The organism is Caballeronia sp. EK, assembly GCF_014384845.1.
In the GTDB taxonomy this organism is placed as follows: domain Bacteria; phylum Pseudomonadota; class Gammaproteobacteria; order Burkholderiales; family Burkholderiaceae; genus Caballeronia; species Caballeronia jiangsuensis.
Genome location: NZ_JACSUE010000014.1, coordinates 98,621 through 117,815, shown reverse-complemented (window position 1 = coordinate 117,815; position 19,195 = coordinate 98,621). Strand labels below are relative to the sequence as shown.

The 19,195-nt window shown below is 62.5% G+C and carries 15 protein-coding genes; 8 read left to right on the top strand and 7 right to left on the bottom strand.

The features are described 5' to 3' along the window. Positions 1-3: 3 nt before the first annotated feature. The 7 genes from IAG25_RS32245 to cyoA form a co-directional block, all read right to left on the bottom strand. The gene (locus IAG25_RS32245) at positions 4-732 is read right to left on the bottom strand and encodes an SDR family NAD(P)-dependent oxidoreductase (protein ID WP_187608466.1); all 729 of its coding nucleotides are present in this window, start codon (positions 730-732) and stop codon (positions 4-6) included. An 11-nt stretch (positions 733-743) separates the two neighbouring features. Beyond that, a complete protein-coding gene (locus IAG25_RS32240; RefSeq protein ID WP_187608465.1) occupies positions 744-2,045 on the bottom strand; it encodes an MFS transporter in 1,302 nt (433 codons plus the stop codon). 50 nt (positions 2,046-2,095) lie between these two features. After that, the gene (locus tag IAG25_RS32235) at positions 2,096-2,623 is read right to left on the bottom strand and encodes a 2,4'-dihydroxyacetophenone dioxygenase family protein (protein ID WP_187608464.1); all 528 of its coding nucleotides are present in this window, start codon (positions 2,621-2,623) and stop codon (positions 2,096-2,098) included. Between the two features lie 189 nt (positions 2,624-2,812). Continuing rightward, positions 2,813-3,145, bottom strand: a complete 333-nt coding sequence (gene cyoD, locus IAG25_RS32230; protein ID WP_187608463.1) for a cytochrome o ubiquinol oxidase subunit IV — start codon at positions 3,143-3,145, stop codon at positions 2,813-2,815. Then, a complete protein-coding gene (gene cyoC / locus IAG25_RS32225; protein WP_187608462.1) occupies positions 3,145-3,753 on the bottom strand; it encodes a cytochrome o ubiquinol oxidase subunit III in 609 nt (202 codons plus the stop codon). The genes cyoD and cyoC overlap by 1 nt, the downstream gene beginning before the upstream one ends. Further along, positions 3,753-5,762 carry a cytochrome o ubiquinol oxidase subunit I gene (gene cyoB, locus IAG25_RS32220; RefSeq protein WP_187608461.1) on the bottom strand — a complete coding sequence of 670 codons (2,010 nt, stop codon included), beginning with the start codon at positions 5,760-5,762 and terminating at the stop codon, positions 3,753-3,755. The genes cyoC and cyoB overlap by 1 nt, the downstream gene beginning before the upstream one ends. A 3-nt stretch (positions 5,763-5,765) precedes the next feature. Next, positions 5,766-6,650: a ubiquinol oxidase subunit II gene (gene cyoA / locus IAG25_RS32215; protein ID WP_187608460.1), complete on the bottom strand. Its 885-nt coding sequence runs from the start codon at positions 6,648-6,650 to the stop codon at positions 5,766-5,768. 205 nt (positions 6,651-6,855) lie between these two features. Between cyoA and IAG25_RS32210 the strand changes: the two genes are divergently transcribed. From IAG25_RS32210 to IAG25_RS32175, 8 genes are all read left to right on the top strand, one after another. Then, positions 6,856-7,722: a hypothetical protein gene (locus IAG25_RS32210; protein ID WP_187608459.1), complete on the top strand. Its 867-nt coding sequence runs from the start codon at positions 6,856-6,858 to the stop codon at positions 7,720-7,722. A gap of 184 nt (positions 7,723-7,906) precedes the next feature. Further along, a complete protein-coding gene (locus tag IAG25_RS32205) occupies positions 7,907-9,157 on the top strand; it encodes an MFS transporter (protein WP_187608458.1) in 1,251 nt (416 codons plus the stop codon). Positions 9,158-9,159: 2 nt separating this feature from the next. Further along, positions 9,160-10,548 (top strand): NarK family nitrate/nitrite MFS transporter, encoded by a 1,389-nt coding sequence (locus IAG25_RS32200; protein WP_187608457.1) that lies wholly within the window; start codon positions 9,160-9,162, stop codon positions 10,546-10,548. Between the two features lie 143 nt (positions 10,549-10,691). After that, complete coding sequence (locus tag IAG25_RS32195) at positions 10,692-14,399, top strand: nitrate reductase subunit alpha (protein WP_187608456.1); 3,708 nt, start codon at positions 10,692-10,694, stop codon at positions 14,397-14,399. Then, positions 14,396-15,949 (top strand): nitrate reductase subunit beta, encoded by a 1,554-nt coding sequence (gene narH / locus IAG25_RS32190; protein WP_187608455.1) that lies wholly within the window; start codon positions 14,396-14,398, stop codon positions 15,947-15,949. The genes IAG25_RS32195 and narH overlap by 4 nt, the downstream gene beginning before the upstream one ends. 14 nt (positions 15,950-15,963) lie before the next feature. Next, entirely contained in the window at positions 15,964-16,641 is a 678-nt protein-coding gene (gene narJ, locus IAG25_RS32185; protein ID WP_187608454.1) for a nitrate reductase molybdenum cofactor assembly chaperone, read from the top strand. Beyond that, positions 16,638-17,321 (top strand): respiratory nitrate reductase subunit gamma, encoded by a 684-nt coding sequence (gene narI / locus IAG25_RS32180; RefSeq protein ID WP_187608453.1) that lies wholly within the window; start codon positions 16,638-16,640, stop codon positions 17,319-17,321. Before narJ ends, narI begins: the two co-directional genes overlap by 4 nt. A gap of 18 nt (positions 17,322-17,339) precedes the next feature. After that, entirely contained in the window at positions 17,340-19,187 is a 1,848-nt protein-coding gene (locus tag IAG25_RS32175; protein ID WP_187608452.1) for a type IV pili methyl-accepting chemotaxis transducer N-terminal domain-containing protein, read from the top strand. The last annotated feature ends 8 nt before the right edge of the window (positions 19,188-19,195 follow it).

The window sequence follows — 19,195 nt, the reverse complement described above, 5'->3', positions numbered from 1 at the left end:
GAATCATGCCACGAGATAACCGCCATCGACGGGCACGATCGCGCCCGTCATGAACGACGCCGCCGGCGACGCGAGAAACGCCGTCACCCGCGCGACGTCTTCCGGCAGGCCCCAGCGCTTCATTGGCGTGCGCTCGAGGATCGCTTGCGAGCGGCCGTCGTCTTCCTGCAGCGCCTGCGTGAGCGGCGTCGCGATCCAGCCGGGCGCGACCGCATTCACGCGGATGCCGTCGGCGGCGTAGGCGATCGCGAGCGACTTCGTCAGTTGCGCGACGCCGCCCTTGCTCGCGCTGTACGCGGGCACGAGACCGCCGCCGAAGAACGTCAGCATCGACGCCGTGTTGACGATCGAGCCACGGCTCTTCGCGAGCAAGGGGCGCGCGGCCGCGCACATGCGCATCGTGCCGTTGAGATTCACGGCGATGACGCGCTCGAACGTTTCGATGTCGTGCTCGTCGCCGCGACGGATCATGCCGGCGCAATTGACGAGCACGTCGAGCGAGTCGAGCGTTGCGAACAGCGCGGCGGTGCTGGCGGCATCGGCGACATCGAGCGCGGCGAGTTCGATGCCCTTGCCCAAGGCGTCGCGCTGGTCATCGGTCGGCGCGAGCCCCGCTGCGACGACACGCGCGCCGAGCGCCGCGAACTGCTGCGCGATGCCCGCGCCGATGCCCTGCGTGCCGCCGGTCACGACGACGGTCTTGCCCTTGAAGAGATCAGCTTGAAAAGTCATAACGGTGTGATTTAGACGGCGGGTACGGGCGCGGCCTGCTGCTCGGCGTCTTCGATCGGCGAACGCACGACGAACATGTAGACGAGCGCGGCGGCGAACGCGACGCCCGCGCTGATCAGGAACGCGTTCACGAACGAGTGCGTCTTGTCGACCACGAGACCGGTGATGAACGGCGCGAACGAGCCGCCGAAATAGCCGCCGAAGTTCTGGATGCTGCCGAGCGACGCGACCATGTGGCGCGGCGCCGCGACGGACACGAGCGCCCATGCCGCGCCGCTCGCCATGTTGACGAAGAACATCGCGGCCGAGAGATAGACGATCGCGAGCGTGAGGTTCGGCGTGAACGCGGCCGGCACCGTGAAGAGCGCGCCGCCGATGAGGCCCGAGCAGATCGGCCACTTGCGGCTGCGGATCGGGGCGACGCCGCGCGCCATCAGGCCATCGGCGATAAAGCCCGACGACAGCATGCCGAGCGTGCCCGCGAGATACGGAATCGTCACGACCCAGCCGGTCTTCGCGATCGTCAGATGACGCTCGTGTTCGAGATACGCGGGCAGCCACGTGAGGTACAGCCACACCATGTAGATCACGCCCATGAAGCCGAAGATCATGCCCCACGTGGTCGCCTTGCCGAAGAGGCCGCGCCATTCCGCGAAGGTCATGTTGCGTTCCGCGCGCTGCGCCGGCTCGCCTTCGGTCAGATGCGCGAGCTCATGCGCTTCGAGCTTCACGTCGCGGCGATTGCGATAGACGATGTACCAGCCGATCGACACCGCAATGCCGAGCGCGCCCATGATGACGAACATGTTGCGCCAGCCGAAGTTGAGCAGGAGCACGGTGAGGATCGGCGGCGCGAGCGCGGGTCCGATCGTCGATGACGTGACGAAAATGCCAGTTGGCTTGCCGCGCTCGCGTTGCGCGTACCATTCCGACACGACCTTCGCGCCCGCCGGAAACTGCGGCGCCTCGCCGATACCGAGCGCGATGCGCGCCGCGAGGAATTGATGCAGGTTCGTGACTAGCCCGCCGAACAACTGCGCGACCGACCAGACGAACATGCCGAGGCCGAGCATGATGCGCGCGCCGAAGCGGTCGAGCATCACGCCGATGGGCAACTGCGAGAACGCATAGGCGAACGAGAACGCGGAGAGCAGCAGGCCCATCTGCGAAGCGGAGAGGCCGAGTTCCTGCGTGACGGAGTGATTCGCGATGGATAGCGTGCTGCGATCGAGATAGTTCACGATGCCCGCGAGCATCAGAAAGGCGATCGCGACGATCTGAACGCGCTTCAGGCGCGGTGATTTTTCCAGCATGGTGTCTCCTCCGAATGCTCTTTTGAGTCTGCTAGAGGTGGTTTGGGAAATTAACGAATGAACTGATCGACGAAATCCGCGCCGAGACCAACCGACTCGTAGTGCTTGCGGCACATGTCGACCTTGGTGAACACGTCCTCGTAGCCGGTGTAGTTGCCGTACGGGTCGCAATAGAACATCACGCCGTTCACCTGGAAGTAGGTGATCATCTCTTCGACGTCTTCCGGCACATAGAGCGTGTGCGTTTCACCGGGCGGCTCGAAGACGTAGCTGCCTTCGGTCGCTTCCCAGTCGTGTTCCAGATAGCGCCAGCGGCCTTTCAGCACCATCCCGTGGACGGCCTGAGGGTGACGATGCCGCGACAGCACGCCGGATTTGCGCACGCGCAAAAGGTTCATCCAGTACCCAGTCGATACGTTCAGGCACAACGGGCGGAACCAGACGTTTTCGGCTTGCGGAACCCATTCGCGCTCGTCGACGGGAATCGCGGCAGGCACGACGATTTCCTTTTGCGCTTCTTTCGGGAAGGGAAGTTGATACGGCGTCATGGCGTCCGCCGCGGGCTTTGGCGCGCTCATTGCGTCTCCTTGTCCATATTGTGGATGATGAATTCAAATTATGGACAAATATTCTGCCTCGTTCGGAGAATTGTCAAGATTCTTCATCGGATGCCGAAATCGTGCAGAACGCAGCCAGATTCGCGGACGAAAAAAAGGCGGACCCGCAAGCGGGCCCGCCTTTCGATTCGCTCGATGAAGTCGAGCGAGTTATCGCGCCATCATCAGCATATGCACGTTATGCATCACCCAGACCGTGCCGACGATCAGAATCAGCGACATGAGAATGGTGTAAGCGAACGACATCGCATGCCAGCGCTGTCCCTTCGACGCATTCACGTGCAGGAAGAACACCACATGCACGATGACCTGCACCGCGGCAAGCACCGCAAGCGCGACGATTGCGCTTTCGCCCCTGAACGCGCCCGATGTCGCTGCCCAGAACGACGCCACGGTCAGCACCACGGCCAGCACGAAGCCGATGAGATATCCGCGCACGGTGACGTGCGGCAGGTCGCTCGAATTGGTATGAGCATGTGCCATCAGACGACGCTCCCGAGATAGACGAAGGAAAACACGCAAATCCAGACGATGTCGAGGAAATGCCAGAAGAGGCTCAGGCAGGCGAGGCGACGCAGTTCGCGCTCATTCATCTCGGGATTGCTCGCGATCTGCACCGCCAGCACGACCAGCCAGATCAGGCCGATGGTGACGTGCAGGCCGTGCGTGCCGACCAGCGTGAAGAACGACGACCAGAACGCGCTGCGTTGCGGACCCGCGCCTTCAGCGATCAGGTGCGCGAACTCGTGCACTTCCAGCCACAGGAAGCCCGCGCCCAGCACGAACGTGACGAAGAGCCACGCGAGCGCCGCACCCGACTTCCGGCGCGTTGCCGAGATCATCGCGAAACCGAAGGTCAGGCTGCTCGTGAGAAGCAGCGCCGTTTCGTATGCGACGTCGGTCAGGTTGAAGAGATCCTTGCCCGTGGGGCCGCCTGCTGTCTGCATCGCGTACATCGCGAAGGCCGCGAAGAGCGACGCGAACAGCACGCAGTCGGTCATCAGGTAGGCCCAGAAGCCGAACACCGAATGCGGCTGGTGCTCGTGCTCATGGTCGTGCGCGTGCTGCGCGGAAAGTGTCGATTGCGACATTACATTGCCTCCAGTTCGAGTTCGCGCTCCGTAGCGGACTTCTTAGGCGACTTCGGCGGACGATTGCGCTCTTCGGTCGACTTCACGGTCGCAGCCGGGATGATGAAGCCGGCGTTCTCACGGAAGCTGTAGCCGATCACCGTCGCGGCGATGCCGACGAGACCCGCGATCGCCAGCCACCAGATGTGCCAGATCGCGGCAAAGCCGAATGCGAGCGCGAACAGACCGATCACGAGACCCGCGCTCGTATTCGAGGGCATCTGGATGTCGCGGTACGGACGCGCATCGATGCGGCCGTGTTCCTTGGCATCGGCGAAATCGTCGAGTGCACGCACGGCCGGGATATTCGCGAAGTTGTAGACGGGCGGCGGCGAGCTCATCGTCCATTCGAGCGTGCGGCCGTTCCACGGATCGCCGCTGATGTCGCGATACGCGGGCTGGTTGCGACGGACGATGCTCACGACGATCTGCAGGACCTGGAACACGACGCCCAGCGCGATGATGCCCACGCCGACAGCAGCGGCGATGAAGAAGGGCTGCCACGCCGGGTTGTCGTAGTGATTCAGGCGGCGCGTCGCACCCATGAAGCCGAGAATGTAGATCGGCACGAACGCGACGAAGAAGCCCACGAACCAGCAGATGAACGCGTTGCGGCCGAGCTTTTCGTCGAGCTTGAAGCCGAACACCTTCGGCCACCAGTACTGCACGCCCGCGAAGTAACCGAACACCACGCCGCCGATGATCGCGTTATGGAAGTGCGCGATCAGGAACAGCGAGTTGTGCAGCACGAAGTCCGCGCCCGGGATCGCCAGCATCACGCCGGTCATGCCGCCGAGCGTGAAGGTGATGACGAAGCCGATGGTCCACAGCACGGGCGTCGTGAACTGCACGCGGCCGCGATACATCGTGAAGAGCCAGTTGAAGATCTTCACGCCGGTCGGGATGGAAATGATCATCGTCATAATGCCGAAGAAGGCATTGACGTTCGCGCCCGAGCCCATCGTGAAGAAGTGGTGCAGCCACACGAGGAACGACAGCACCATGATGCAGCACGTCGCCCAGACCATCGTCTTGTAGCCGAAGAGCGGCTTCTTCGAGAACGTCGCGACCACTTCCGAATAGATGCCGAACGCGGGCAGAACCAGGATGTAGACCTCGGGGTGACCCCAGGCCCAGATCAGGTTCAGGTAGACCATCGGGTTGCCGCCGCCGTCGTTCGTGAAGAAGTGCATGCCCATGTAGCGGTCCAGCGCCAGCAGCGCGAGCGCCACGGTCAGGATCGGGAATGTGGCCATGATCAGCACGTTCGAGCAGAACGCCGTCCACGTGAAGACGGGCAGTTTCATCCACGTCATGCCGGGCGCGCGCATCTTCACGATCGTGACGAAGAAGTTCACCGCCGTCAGCAGCGTGCCGACGCCGGACAACTGCAACGCCCAGATGTAGTAGTCCACGCCGACGCCCGGACTGAACTGCGTCTCGGAGAGCGGCGGATACGCGAGCCAGCCCGTCGAGGAGAACTCGCCGATGAAGAGCGACAGGTTGATCAGAATGGCGGCGACGGCCGTCATCCAGAACGACAGCGAGTTGATGAACGGGAAGGCCACGTCACGCGCGCCGATCTGCAGGGGCACGACGAGGTTGAAGAACGCGACCAGAAGCGCCATGGCCATGAAGAAGATCATGATGGTGCCGTGGGCCGAGAAAATCTGGTCGAAGTGATGCGCCGGCAGATACCCCGGCGAATCGAGCGCGATGGCCTGCTGAATGCGCATCATGACGGCGTCGGCGAAGCCGCGCACGAGCATCAGCCCGGCGACGACGAGATACATGACGCCGATGCGCTTGTGATCGACCGAAGTCAGATACTCGCGCCAGAGCCAGCCCCATTTGCCGAGTTTGGTGAGAAGGGCGACCGTACCGAGTGCGAGGATCGCCATGAAGACGGTCGCCCCCATGATGATGGGCTCGTGGTACGGGATCGCCTCAAGCGTTAATTTGCCGAACATGGCTTACCCCTTTGTTACACAATTTGCGCCTACGACCGAGTTGCCGTAGTTGTACTTCGCGACGATGTTGCTGAAGAGCTTCGGATCGACGGTCGAGAAGTAGCGCACGGCAACCTTCTCGCTCGGGCGCGCGACGCCGGTGTAGACGTCCATGCTCAATGCTTCGGGCGCGTTCCTGACTTGCTTGAGCCACGCGTCGAAGTCGGCGTTGGACATGGCCAGCGCGCGGAACTTCATGTCGGAGAAGCCTTTGCCGCTGTAGTTCGCCGAAATGCCCGCGTAGTCGCCCGCGTGATCGGTCAGGAGGTGCAGCTTCGTCTGCATGCCGGCCATCGCGTAGATCTGGCCGCCGAGTTCCGGGATGAAGAACGAGTTCATCACCGAATCCGACGTGATGCGGAAGTTCACCGGCGTGCCAACCGGAAACGCGAGCTGATTCACCGACGCCACGCCCAGATCCGGATAGATGAACAGCCACTTCCAGTCGAGCGCCACGACTTCGACGTTGATCGGCTTGACGCTGGATTCCAGCGGCTTGTACGGATCGAGCTCGTGCGTGCTTTTCCACGTGAGGATGCCGAGGTACAGGATGATGATCGCGGGGATGATCCAGACCACGACTTCGATGGCCGTGGAGTGCGCCCACTTCGGCGCGTAGGTGGCGTTCTTGTTGGACGCCCGATAGCGCCATGCGATGAACAGGGTGAGCAGAATCACCGGAACCACGACCAGAAGCATGGTGTAAGTCGCGGTGGCGATCAGCGAGGATTCCGCTGCGCCGATCACGCCTTTCGAGTCCAAAACCTCCAGCTTGCATCCCGAAAGACCGACACTGGCTATCAGCCCCGATAACAATGGCACTGCTAAACGTTGGGTATTTTCATTCATTGCATTCGCTGGTTTCTATGATCGAAGCGTCCCGGGAAGAACGCCACTGCACGGCTTTGCGCCGCGTCAAGATCATGCCACGCGCGATTTTTCGCGATGGCCCGAATGTTTGGAAAATTGTTTCAGATCAAGCTGATGCGACAGGGTGTCGCGCGCGATATGACTCTTGCGGAGTGGTCCGAAAGGGCAGGAGAGTCTACAACGAATGGTTGACGTCGCGGGTGTCATAAAAGGTGGCTGGGCGCGGGTCAAATCATGTCGCAAAGATGAAAATGATTGTCCGGCGCGGGCCCCATCGGCATGCGCCGATTTCCAGAAGGCAACAGACAATATGAAGAAGAAAATCTCGATTCTCGCCGCCAGCTTGCTGGCACCTGTATTCGCCCACGCCGCGTGTTCCGATTTCATGCAGACATGGGTCGACAAATTGCATCACGGGCGAACGCTCGATTCGCGCCTTGCCGTTTGCAAGGAATGGCCGACCAACCCGGATCTCACGCTCGCCGTATTGCCGCTCAAGCAGAAAGGCGATAGCGACGACGAAGGCATCGACGATGTGGAGGTTCTCGTGGCAGACAGCGCTTCCGGCTCGGTGATCGCGCACGTCTACGAGCCGAACGCGATTACTTTCGACGCTGTTCGGGTGGACGGCATCGAACTCGATACGGCGCGGTATCAACTGAAGCCGGGAAATCGCGCGTTCGGCGTGCGGGTCGATTACTCCGGCTCGTCGCGCGTGAATCCCTTTGGCTCGACGTCGCTGAATCTTTATACGATCGAAGGTCAGACATTGCGCAAGCTTGTCGACCGGCTGGCTATGTCGAACTACAGCGGCGAGAACGACGGAGCGTGTGACGGCTATCTCGATTCCACGACCCGGACGATCGATATCGGTCCTGCGGGCCGCGAGGGATACGCGGCTCTGAAAATCGCTGAAAAGTCGACCCACACAGTGAACAAAATGGTCGGCCAAACCTGCACTGACAGGGACTCGCCGGCGCTGCGCAAGAACTTCACATTGGAATACAACGACGGACATTACATCGTTCCGAAGGCGCTGCGACAGGACTAGAAAAGGCGCGATGCGCATTCCACGCGCGGGCTTCGCAAAAGACGTGAAACGCGAAGGCGCTAACCCATCCGAACTACGCCGCACTGACTAGCGGCACGACGTCGCCGCATCCGCATGGCGGATAGGCGACTCGCGCGACGTTCCTTACCCTTGTCGATAAAGCAGCAACGACAAGGGAAGGACGATGAGCGTCGTCGACACACACCTCGAATCAAGAGCATTGGCCGACATGCGCGCCTGGCGCGTGCTCGGCGCCAGCACGTTCGCATTCACGATCTGCTTCGCCGTCTGGATGGTCTTCGCCATCCTCGGCATTCCCCTCAAAAAGCAGTTGCATCTCACCGATACCGAGTTCGGCCTCATCGCCGCGACGCCCGTGCTCACCGGCTCGCTGTTGCGCGTGCCGCTCGGCATCTGGACCGACCGCTTCGGCGGCCGCCCCGTGTTCTTCTGCACGATGGCCGTCACCGTCATACCGATCTGGCTGATCGGCTACGCCACCGAACTGTGGCAATTCCTCGTGCTCGGTTTGTTCGTCGGCATCGCGGGGGCGTCGTTTTCCGTGGGCACGCCGTATGTCGCGCGCTGGTTCCCGAAGTCGCGCCAAGGCTTCGCGATGGGCATCTTCGGCGCGGGCAACTCGGGCGCGGCGCTCACCAAGTTCGTCGCGCCCGTGCTGATTCTAGCGGCGGGCACGTGGACCATCGTGCCGAAGGTCTATTCCATCGCGATGCTCGTCACCGCGCTGCTCTTCTGGTTCGCGTCGACGTCGAACCCCGCGCATCGCAGCGCCGGCGCGCCCGGCCTCGCCGCGCAGATGGCCGTGATGAACGACCGTCGCATGCTCCGTTACGCGCAGTACTACTCGGTCGTGTTCGGCGGCTACGTCGGGCTCGCGTTGTGGATGCCGCAGTACTACGTGAATCAGTACGGCTTCGGCATCGAACATGCCGCGTTTCTCGCCGCCTGCTTCTCGCTTCCAGGCGGCATGCTGCGCGCGCTCGGCGGCTGGATGTCCGACCGCTTCGGCGCGTATCGCACCACATGGATCGTCATGTGGATCGCGCTCGCGTGCTTCTTCCTTCTGAGCTATCCGGTCACGGACTTCGTCGTCCACGCGAAGGACGGTCCGCGCACGTTCCACATCGAGACGGGACCGGTCGCGTACACCGCGCTGATGTTCGTCGTCGGCGTTGCGATGGCGGTCGGCAAGGCGTCGGTTTTCAAGTTCGTCGCGGATGAGTTCTCCGCGAACATCGGCGCGGTGTCGGGCGTCGTCGGACTCGTAGGCGGTCTCGCCGGTTTCCTGTTGCCGATTCTTTTCGGCGCGCTCGCCGATCTCACCGGCGTGCGCACCACCTGTTTCATGCTGATGTTCGGCGCGACTGCCGTCAGTCTCATCTGCATGCACTTCACGTTTCAACCCAAACACTAGTCATGTCTTCAAGATACTTGCTCACTCGATGGGAGCCCGAGAACGCCGCCTTCTGGCGCGAAACGGGAGAATCGGTTGCCCGCCGCAACCTCTGGATTTCGATTCCCGCACTGGCGCTGGCCTTTACGGTGTGGTCGCTGTGGAGCGTGGTGGTCGTCAGTCTCGACAAGGGCGGCTTTCACTTCACGAAGGACCAGTTGTTCTGGCTCACCGCGCTGCCCGCGCTATCGGGGGCGACGCTGCGCATTTTCTATTCGTTCCTCGTGCCGATCTTCGGCGGCCGGCGCTTCACGGCGTTCTCGACGGCAAGTCTCTTGATTCCGGCGATCGGCATGGGCGTCGCGCTACGCGACCCATCGACAAGCTATTCGACGCTGCTCGTGCTCGCGCTTTTGTGCGGCCTCGGCGGCGCGAACTTCAGTTCGTCGATGGCAAACATCAGCTTCTTCTTTCCCAAAGCGAAGAAGGGTTTCGCGACTGGCATGAACGCGGGCATCGGCAATCTCGGTGTGTCGGTCGTGCAGTTCGTGACGCCGCTCGTCATTTCCGCAAGCGTGTTCGGCACGCTCGCCGGCGAAACCCAGACCTATGTCTTGAAGGGTGTCGAGCACAGCATCTGGCTGCAGAACGCGGGTTTCATCTGGGTGCCGTTCATCGTGATCTCGGCGTTCGCGGCGTGGTTCGGGATGAACGATATCGCGGACGCGAAGGCATCGTTCGCGGAACAGGCCATCATCTTCAGGCGCAAGCACAACTGGCTCATGTGCCTGCTCTATATCGGCACGTTCGGCTCGTTCATCGGCTTCTCGGCGGGCCTCGCGCTGCTGACGAAAGCGGAGTTTCCGTCGATCAACCCGACGGCCTACGCGTTCCTCGGACCGCTCGCGGGCGCGTTGACGCGTCCTGTCGGCGGCTGGATTTCCGACCGCCTTGGCGGCGCGCGCGTCACATTGTGGACCCTCATCGCGATGATCGCCGCGGTCTTCGGCGTGATGGCGTTTCTCCCGCACGACGGCTCGGACGGCAGCTTCGCGGGCTTCCTCGCCATGTTCATAGCACTGTTCGCGCTGACGGGAATCGGCAACGGCTCGACGTTCCGCATGATCCCCGTGATCTTCCTCACGCAGAAGCAGCGCGAAGCCGAAGGCAAGACCGAAGCGATCAGGAAGCAGGCGATGCACGAAGCGGGCAAGGAATCGGCAGCGGTGCTGGGATTCGCGGGCGCGATCGGCGCGTATGGCGGCTTCTTCATCCCGCGCAGCTTCGGCACATCGATGAGCATGACCGGCTCGCCCGACGCCGCGCTCTGGTGCTTCATCGCGTTCTACGCGGTGTGCGCGGTGGTCACCTGGGTCTGCTATGCGCGCCGCAACGCGGACATGCCGTGCTGAGCTAGTCCGAAAGGCGTAGACGCGCTAGTCCTCATGACGCGTCTCGATCGCTCCTTTCGGAGAATGGGCGCGCGGGCATCGCGTCTCTACACTCGAATCAATGTATTCGTGGCGGCGCATGGCCGCCACGCCCGGAGAAACGGATGAGTCACTTTCTGGATCGACTGAAGTTCATGTCGCGCGTCAAGTCCACGTTCGCGAACGGACATGGCGCGGTCGTGAACGAAGATCGCAAGTGGGAAAACGCCTACCGCAGCCGCTGGCAGCACGATAAGATCGTGCGCTCCACGCACGGCGTGAACTGCACGGGCTCCTGCTCGTGGAAGGTCTATGTCAAGAACGGTCTAATCACGTGGGAAACGCAGCAGACGGACTATCCGCGCACGCGTCCCGATCTTCCCAATCACGAACCGCGCGGCTGTCCGCGCGGCGCATCGTATAGCTGGTACGTGTATTCCGCGCAGCGCGTGAAGCATCCGATGATTCGCGGCCGTCTCATCGAGATGTGGCGCGAGGCGCGCAAGACGCTGGATCCAGTGGCGGCGTGGGCATCGATCTGCGAGAACCCGGAGAAAGCGAAGCGCTACAAGAGCGTGCGCGGCCTCGGCGGCTTCGTGCGCGCGGACTGGGATACCGCGAGCGAGATCATCGCGGCGGCGAATGCCTACACGATCGGCAAGTACGGACCGGATCGCGTGATCGGTTTCTCGCCGATTCCCGCGATGTCGATGGTTTCCTACGCCGCCGGCGCGCGCTATCTGAGCCTGATCGGCGGCGCGTGCCTTTCCTTCTACGACTGGTACTGCGACTTGCCGCCGGCATCGCCGCAAATCTGGGGCGAGCAAACTGACGTGCCCGAATCCGCGGATTGGTACAACTCCACATACCTGATGGTGTGGGGCTCCAACGTGCCGCAAACGCGCACGCCGGACGCGCACTTCTACACGGAGGTGCGCTACAAAGGCACGAAGACGGTCGCGGTGTCGTCGGATTACGGCGAAATGGTGAAGTTCGGCGACATCTGGCTCGCGCCGAAGCAGGGCACCGACGCCGCGCTCGCCATGGCGATGGGCCATGTCGTGCTGAAGGAGTTTCACGCCACGGCCAAGTCCGCGTACTTCCGCGATTACGTGAAGCGCTATACCGACATGCCGATGCTCGTCGTGCTGCGCGAACACGAAGGCACGCTCGTGCCCGACCATTTCCTGCGCGCATCGCAACTGCGGAACGATCTCGACGAGGCGAACAATCCGCAATGGAAGACGCTCGTCATCGACGAGACGAGCGGCAGGATCGTCGCGCCGAACGGCACGATCGGCTTTCGCTGGGGCGAGCCGAATCACGACGACGGCGCGAAGGCCGGGCGCTGGAATCTCGAACAGAAGGACGGCGGCTCGGGCCGCGATATCGATCCGCGTTTGTCGCTCATCGGCGCGCACGACGAAGTGGCGGATGTGAGTTTCCCGTACTTCGGCGCGGAACATGACGCGTTGCTGGCGCGCCGCGTGCCCGTGAAGCGCATCGTGCTCGCGGATGGTGCGAGCGCTCGCGTCGCGACCGTGTACGACTTGCAGTTGGCGAACTACGGCGTGGATCAGGGTCTGGGCGGCGCGAACGTCGCCACGTCCTACGATGACGACGTTCCCTACACGCCCGCATGGCAGGAGAAGCACACGACCGTGCCGCGTCATCTCGTGATTCAGGTGGCGCGCGAGTTCGCGGATAACGCGGACCGCACGCAGGGCAAGAGCATGGTGATCGTCGGCGCGGCGCTGAATCACTGGTATCACAACGACATGATCTATCGCGGCATCATCAATCTGCTGATGATGTGCGGCTGTATCGGCAAGAGCGGCGGCGGCTGGGCGCATTACGTGGGCCAGGAAAAGCTGCGTCCGCAATTCGGCTGGGCGCCGCTGGCGTTCGCGCTCGACTGGTCGCGCCCGCCGCGCCAGATGAACGGCACGTCGTTCTTCTATAACCATACGAGCCAGTGGCGTCACGAGAAAGTGGCCGTGGATGAGATTCTCGGACCCAGCGCCGACAAGTCGCGCTACGAGAACCTCTCGATGCTAGACATGAACGCGAAGTCGGAACGCATGGGCTGGCTGCCGTCGGCGCCGCAGCTCGGCGCGAATCCGCTCGATATCGTCGATGCCGCGAAGCGCGCGGGCCGCGATCCGATCGAATACACGGTGGAGCAACTGAAGTCGGGCGCGCTCGGCTTCGCTTGCGACGATCCCGACAATCCGGCGAACTTTCCGCGCAACATGTTCGTGTGGCGTTCGAACATTCTCGGCAGCTCGGGCAAAGGGCACGAATACTTCCTTAAGTATCTCCTCGGCACGCAGAACGCGTTGTTCGCCGATGAAGCCGATGCGATCAAGCCAGGCGAAGTGAACGTGCGCGACGCCGCCGAAGGCAAGCTCGATCTCCTGACCGTGCTCGATTTCCGTATGAGCACGACGTGCCTGTATGGCGACATCGTGTTGCCGAGCGCGACGTTCTACGAGAAGAACGACCTGAACACGTCGGACATGCATCCGTTCATTCATCCGTTGTCGGAGGCGGTGCAGCCGTTGTGGGAAAGCAAGAGCGACTGGGAAATCTACAAGGCGATCGCAAAGAAGTTCGCGGAGATCGGCGGCAAGCATCTCGGCACGCGCACCGATCTCGTGTGCACGCCGCTCATGCACGACACGCCGGGCGAACTCGGGCAGGCGTTCGAGCCGAAGGACTGGCGTCATGGCGAATGCGATCTGATTCCCGGCAAGACCGCGCCGTCGATGACGCTCGTCGAACGCGACTACAACGCGATCTACGACAAGTTCACGTCGGTCGGACCGTTGCTCGCGAAGCTCGGCAACGGCGGCAAGGGCATCAACTGGAATACGGCGCATGAGGTGAACGAACTCGCGTCGCTGTCCGGCGAGAAAGAAGGGCGTCCGCGTCTCGACACCGCAATCGATGCCGCCGAGATGATCCTCACGTTCGCGCCCGAAACGAACGGCCACGTCGCGGTGAAGGCGTGGGAAGCGCTTTCGAAGATCACCGGACGCGATCACTCGCATCTCGCGCTCGGCCGCGAGCACGACAAGATCCGCTTCCGCGACGTCCAGGCGCAGCCGCGCAAGATCATTTCCGCGCCGACCTGGTCCGGGCTCGAATCGGAAGAAGTCAGCTACAACGCGGGCTACACGAACGTGCACGAGCTGATCCCTTGGCGCACGCTTACCGGCCGCCAGCAGTTTTATCAGGATCATCGCTGGATGCTGGATTTCGGCGAGGGTTCGTGCGTCTACAAGCCCGCGATCGATACGAAGACCATTTCGCCGATGCTCGGTGCGAAGCCCAACGGCGAACATGAACTCGTGCTGAACTGGATCACGCCGCACCAGAAGTGGGGCATCCACTCGACGTACACGGACAACCTGCGCATGCTCACGCTGTCGCGCGGCGGTCCACACGTGTGGGTGTCGGAAGCCGAAGCGAAGGAAGCCGGGTTGAAGGACAACGACTGGGTCGAAGTGTTCAACGTGAACGGCACGCTGACGGCGCGCGTCGTCGTGAGCCAGCGCGTGCCGCGCGGCATGTGCCTCATGTATCACGCGCAGGAGAAGATCATCAACGTGCCGGGCGCGGAGACGAGCGGCATGCGCGGCGGTATCCATAACTCGGTGACGCGCACGGTGCTCAAACCGACGCACATGATCGGCGGATACGCGCAGCAGGCCTACGGTTTCAACTACTACGGCACCGTGGGCAGCAATCGCGACGAATACGTCATCGTGCGCAAGATGAAGAATGTCGACTGGCTCGAAGGCCCGCTCATCGAAGGAGCAGCATCATGAAGATCCGCGCGCAGGTCGCGATGGTCCTGAATCTGGACAAGTGCATCGGCTGCCATACGTGCTCGGTCACGTGCAAGAACGTGTGGACGTCGCGCGATGGCGTCGAGTATGCGTGGTTCAACAACGTCGAGACGAAGCCGGGCATCGGCTATCCGAAGCAGTGGGAGCGCCAGGAGAAATGGAACGGCGGCTGGATTCGCAAGAGCGATGGCCGCATCGAACTGCGTCAGGGTCCGAAGCTGAAAGTGCTCGCGAACCTTTTTGCGAACCCGAATCTCCCGGCTATCGACGACTACTACGAGCCGTTCACCTACGACTACGAGCGTCTGCAGAACGCGCCGCTTTCCCGGACGCCGCCCACGGCGCGCCCCGTGTCCGCGATCACCGGCAAGAAGATGGACAAGATCCATTGGGGGCCGAACTGGGAAGACGATCTCGGCGGCGAATTCGAATCGCGCGGCCGCGATGCGCTCTTCGAAAATGTGCAGAAGGAGATGTACTCGACGTTCGAGAACACCTTCATGATGTACCTGCCGCGTCTGTGCGAGCACTGTCTGAATCCGGCGTGCGTGGCGTCGTGTCCGTCGGGTTCGGTGTACAAGCGCGAGGACGACGGCATCGTGCTCGTGGATCAGGACAAATGCCGTGGCTGGCGAATGTGCGTGTCTGGCTGTCCGTACAAGAAGATGTACTTCAACTGGAAGTCGGGCAAGGCGGAGAAGTGCGTGTTCTGCTATCCGCGCATCGAAGCGGGCGAGCCGACCGTGTGCTCGGAAACGTGCGTGGGACGCATCCGCTATCTCGGCGTGATGCTGTACGACGCCGACCGTATCGCCGAAGCGGCATCGGTTCAGGAGACGACGGATCTCTATCAGTCGCAACTCGACCTCTTCCTCGATCCGCATGATCCGCAAGTCCAGGCCGAAGCGGCGCGCCAGGGTATCGCGCAAAGCTGGCTCGACGCGGCGAAGCGCTCGCCGGTTTATCGCATGGCGTGCGAGTGGAAGGTGGCGTTCCCGCTGCATCCCGAGTACCGCACCTTGCCGATGGTCTGGTACGTGCCTCCGCTTTCGCCGATTCAATCCGCGGCCGACGCGGGCCACATGGGCATGAACGGCGTGATTCCCGATGTAAAAAGCCTGCGCATTCCGATGCGTTATCTGGCGAATCTGCTCACCGCGGGCGATGAAGCGCCGATCGTCGCCGCGCTCGATCGTATGCTCGCGATGCGCGTCTACAAGCGGGCGCAGAACGTGAACAACGTGAGCGATGACGCCGTGCTGAGCGATGTAGGCCTCACGGCATCGCAAGTGGAAGAGATGTACCAGCTGATGGCGATCGCCAATTACGAGGACCGTTTCGTGGTGCCGTCGTCGCACAAGGAAATGGCGCATGACAGCTTCGACGAAAAAGGCAGTTGCGGCTTTTCATTCGGCAATTGCGGCTCGCCGGGCGCGTCTGACGGATCGCTCTTCGGATCGCGGACGCATGGCGAAGTGAGCTACGCGGCGCTGCCGAAGTCGCGCAGGAAGGCGCTGGCGGACGGTTGATCAAGGAACATACGATGTCGCTCTATCCCATTCTTTCCGCGCTGCTCGATTATCCCGAGCCCGCGCTTCTGGACGCGCTGCCGGAGATCGAAGCCGCGCTGCACGACTGGCCGCAGGCGCAGGCGCGGCTCGCGCCGCTCATCGCGTCGCTGAAGCTGCCGCTCATCGAAGTGCAGCAGAACTACGTCGCTACGTTCGATCGCAATCCGTCGCATTCGCTGCATCTCTTCGAGCATGTGCACGGCGAAAGCCGCGATCGCGGTCAGGCGATGGTCGATCTGCTCGAGGAGTATCGCGGTCTCGGCCTCGATGTCGCATCGAACGAGTTGCCCGATTACGTGCCGCTTTTCCTCGAAGTGCTCGGCGCGATCGAACCGGCTCGCGCACAGTCATTGCTCGATGACGCGATTCATGTACTCGACGCGGTCGGGGAGCGCCTCGCACGCGATCGAAGCCCTTATGCGGCCGTGTTCGCCGTCTTGCGCGAGCTTGCCACTATCGAGCCGCGCCCGCTCGCGCAGCCGCCCGTGCGCGACATGGACGAGATGCTCGAAACCTTCGGGCCGGGTCCGGACGGCGTCGAGCCGCTGCTCGCGCCGCACACGCGACAGGACACGCAAACCATTCGCTTTCATCCGCGCGGCGCAACGATGGCCCGCGCAGGCGCACCCAACGCAAAGGACACACGATGAACATGTTCAACGCCTTCGTGTTCGGCATCTATCCGTATATCGCCGCCAGCATCTTCCTGTTCGGCAGCCTCGTGCGCTTCGAGCGCGAGCAATACACGTGGAAGGCGGACAGCACGCAGTTCGTCGAGCGCGGCAACCTCCGACTCGGCAATATTCTGTTTCACATCGGCATTCTCGGGCTGTTCTTCGGTCACCTCGTCGGCTTGCTCACGCCGGTCGCGTTGTGGGATGCGCTCGGCATCGAGCACAGCGTCAAGCAGGTGGTCGCGATGGTCGCTGGCGGCGTGATGGGCACGATGTGTCTTGCCGGACTGCTGATCCTGCTGCATCGCCGCCTCGCGAGCGCGCGCCTTTCGGCAATCACGAAGATCGGCGACCGCGTGCTGCTGCTCTGGATTCTGGTCACGCTGCTGCTCGGGCTTTCGACGATCGGTGTGTCGGCCGGTCACATGGATGGCTCGATGATGGTGCGCCTCATGACCTGGGCGCAGCATATCGTCACGTTCAGAGCCGATGCCGCGCGCTATGTCGCAGATGCGCCGCTGCTCTTCCGCGTACATTTGTTCATGGGCATGAGCCTTTTCGTGATCCTCCCGTTCACGCGGCTCGTGCACGTGTGGAGCGGCTTCGCTTCGCTCGGCTATCTCGGACGGGCGTGGCAACTGGTCCGCAGCCGCTGATTCCGTCACTGGAGAAGCATGTCCCTGCCGTCGTTTCGCGAACGTCTGACCACACGCATCGTCACGCTGTCAATGGTGTCGCTCGTCCTCGTGCTCGCGATGATCGGCGGGACGCTCTGGCTATCGTGGCAACTGCAGGGCGCGGGCGCTGCGATCAACGACGCGGGCAGCCTGCGCATGCGTGCGAACGCCTTGGCGATTGCTCTGCTGAAGCGCCCGGAGACTTCGCAGGCCATGTTGCAGTTCCAGATCGAACAGATGAACTCGACGTTCGATCGCCTGCGCCAAGGTGATCCGGAGCGCCCGCTCTTTCTTCCCGACGACGCCGACGTGCGCCGTCAGTTCGATCATGTCGCGAAAGTGTGGCACACGCAGCTCGAACCCGATGTGCGCAAAGGCATGGCTGCCGAACCGCAGGCGGTATCGCGCTATCTGCTCGAGTTGCGTGCTTTTGTCACGGGCGCGGACGAACTCGTCGGGCTGATCGAGCGGGAGAATGCGCGCAAGACCTCGTGGCTGCGCACGTCGCAGAGGGCGCTCGCAGCGATGGCGTGCCTGGGCACCGCGGCGATCGCTTACCTGCTCTATCTATGGATCGTCGTGCCTGTGCAACGCTTGCAGGAGGGGCTCGCGCGCATCGAAGGACGGGAGTTCGACGCGCGTTTGCCCGTCGAAACGCAAGACGAGTTCGGGCATCTTGCGGCAGGCTTCAACCGTATGGCCGCGGAATTGCAGATGCTCTATCGCGATCTCGCGGGCCGCGTCGACGCGAAGACGGCCGAACTCGCCGCGCAGAACCGGGAGTTGACGGCGCTCTATGAAATGGCGGCATTCCTGAATCAGTCGAATGACGTCGACGCGCTGTGCCGGGGCTTTCTTGCGCGCCTCACGCGCCAGTTCGACGCGGACGGCGCGGCCGTTCGCCTCGTCACCGAGGACGGTCAGGTGCGGTTGATCGGTTTGGAAGGTCTGCCCGACGCGTTGCTTGAGAATGAACGCTGCCTCGCCGCCGACGGCTGTGTCTGCGACGAACGGCCTTGCCGGCGCGCGGGCTTTGCGAGCGTGGCGGCGTTCAACATCGTGTCGCAAGGCGAAAAGCTCGGTGCCTTCTCGTTGCATTTCCGTGGCGAGCGCATCATCCCGGCGTCGGAAGCTCAATTGCTCGAAACGCTCGGCGCACACTTTGGGACGGCGCTCAAGAGCAGGCGGATCGCGGCGCTCGCGCGGCAGCTCGCGGTGTCGGAGGAGCGCAATCTGGTCGCGCAAGGCTTGCATGACAGCATCGCGCAGAGTCTCAACTTTCTGAAGATGCAGGTGCATCTGCTCGACGCCGCGACGCGCGAAGCACGCATGGACGAGATTCGCGAGATCGTGCCCCTGCTCGCGGGCGGTGTTGCCGAAAGCTACGTCGACGTGCGGGAGCTTCTGATGAATTTCCGCACGAAGCTCGGCAGCGGTGAACTCAGGCGAGCGGTGGATGAATCGATCGAACGTTTCGGCGTGCAGACGGGCATCGTGCCATTACTCGACTACCGCGAGCAAGGCGGTTTGCCCTTGCCGCCGGATCAGCAACTGCAGGTGCTTTTCATTCTGCAGGAAGCGCTCTCCAACATTCGCAAACACGCGAAGGCGCGACACGTTAGCGTGACAATCGTCAATGCTTGCGACTTCAGCCTCCTTGTCGAGGACGATGGTCAGGGCTACGATCCAGAAGAGATGGCCGTCCTGGGCGAGACGCATGTCGGCTTTCACATCATGCGCGAGCGTGCGCAAAGGCTCGGCGCCACGCTTCGGTTGACTAGCGCGCCTGGGCACGGCGCACGCGTCGAACTCGTCTTGCCGGTTCCGGCGCGTCAGACCGCCTGAACAGGGTC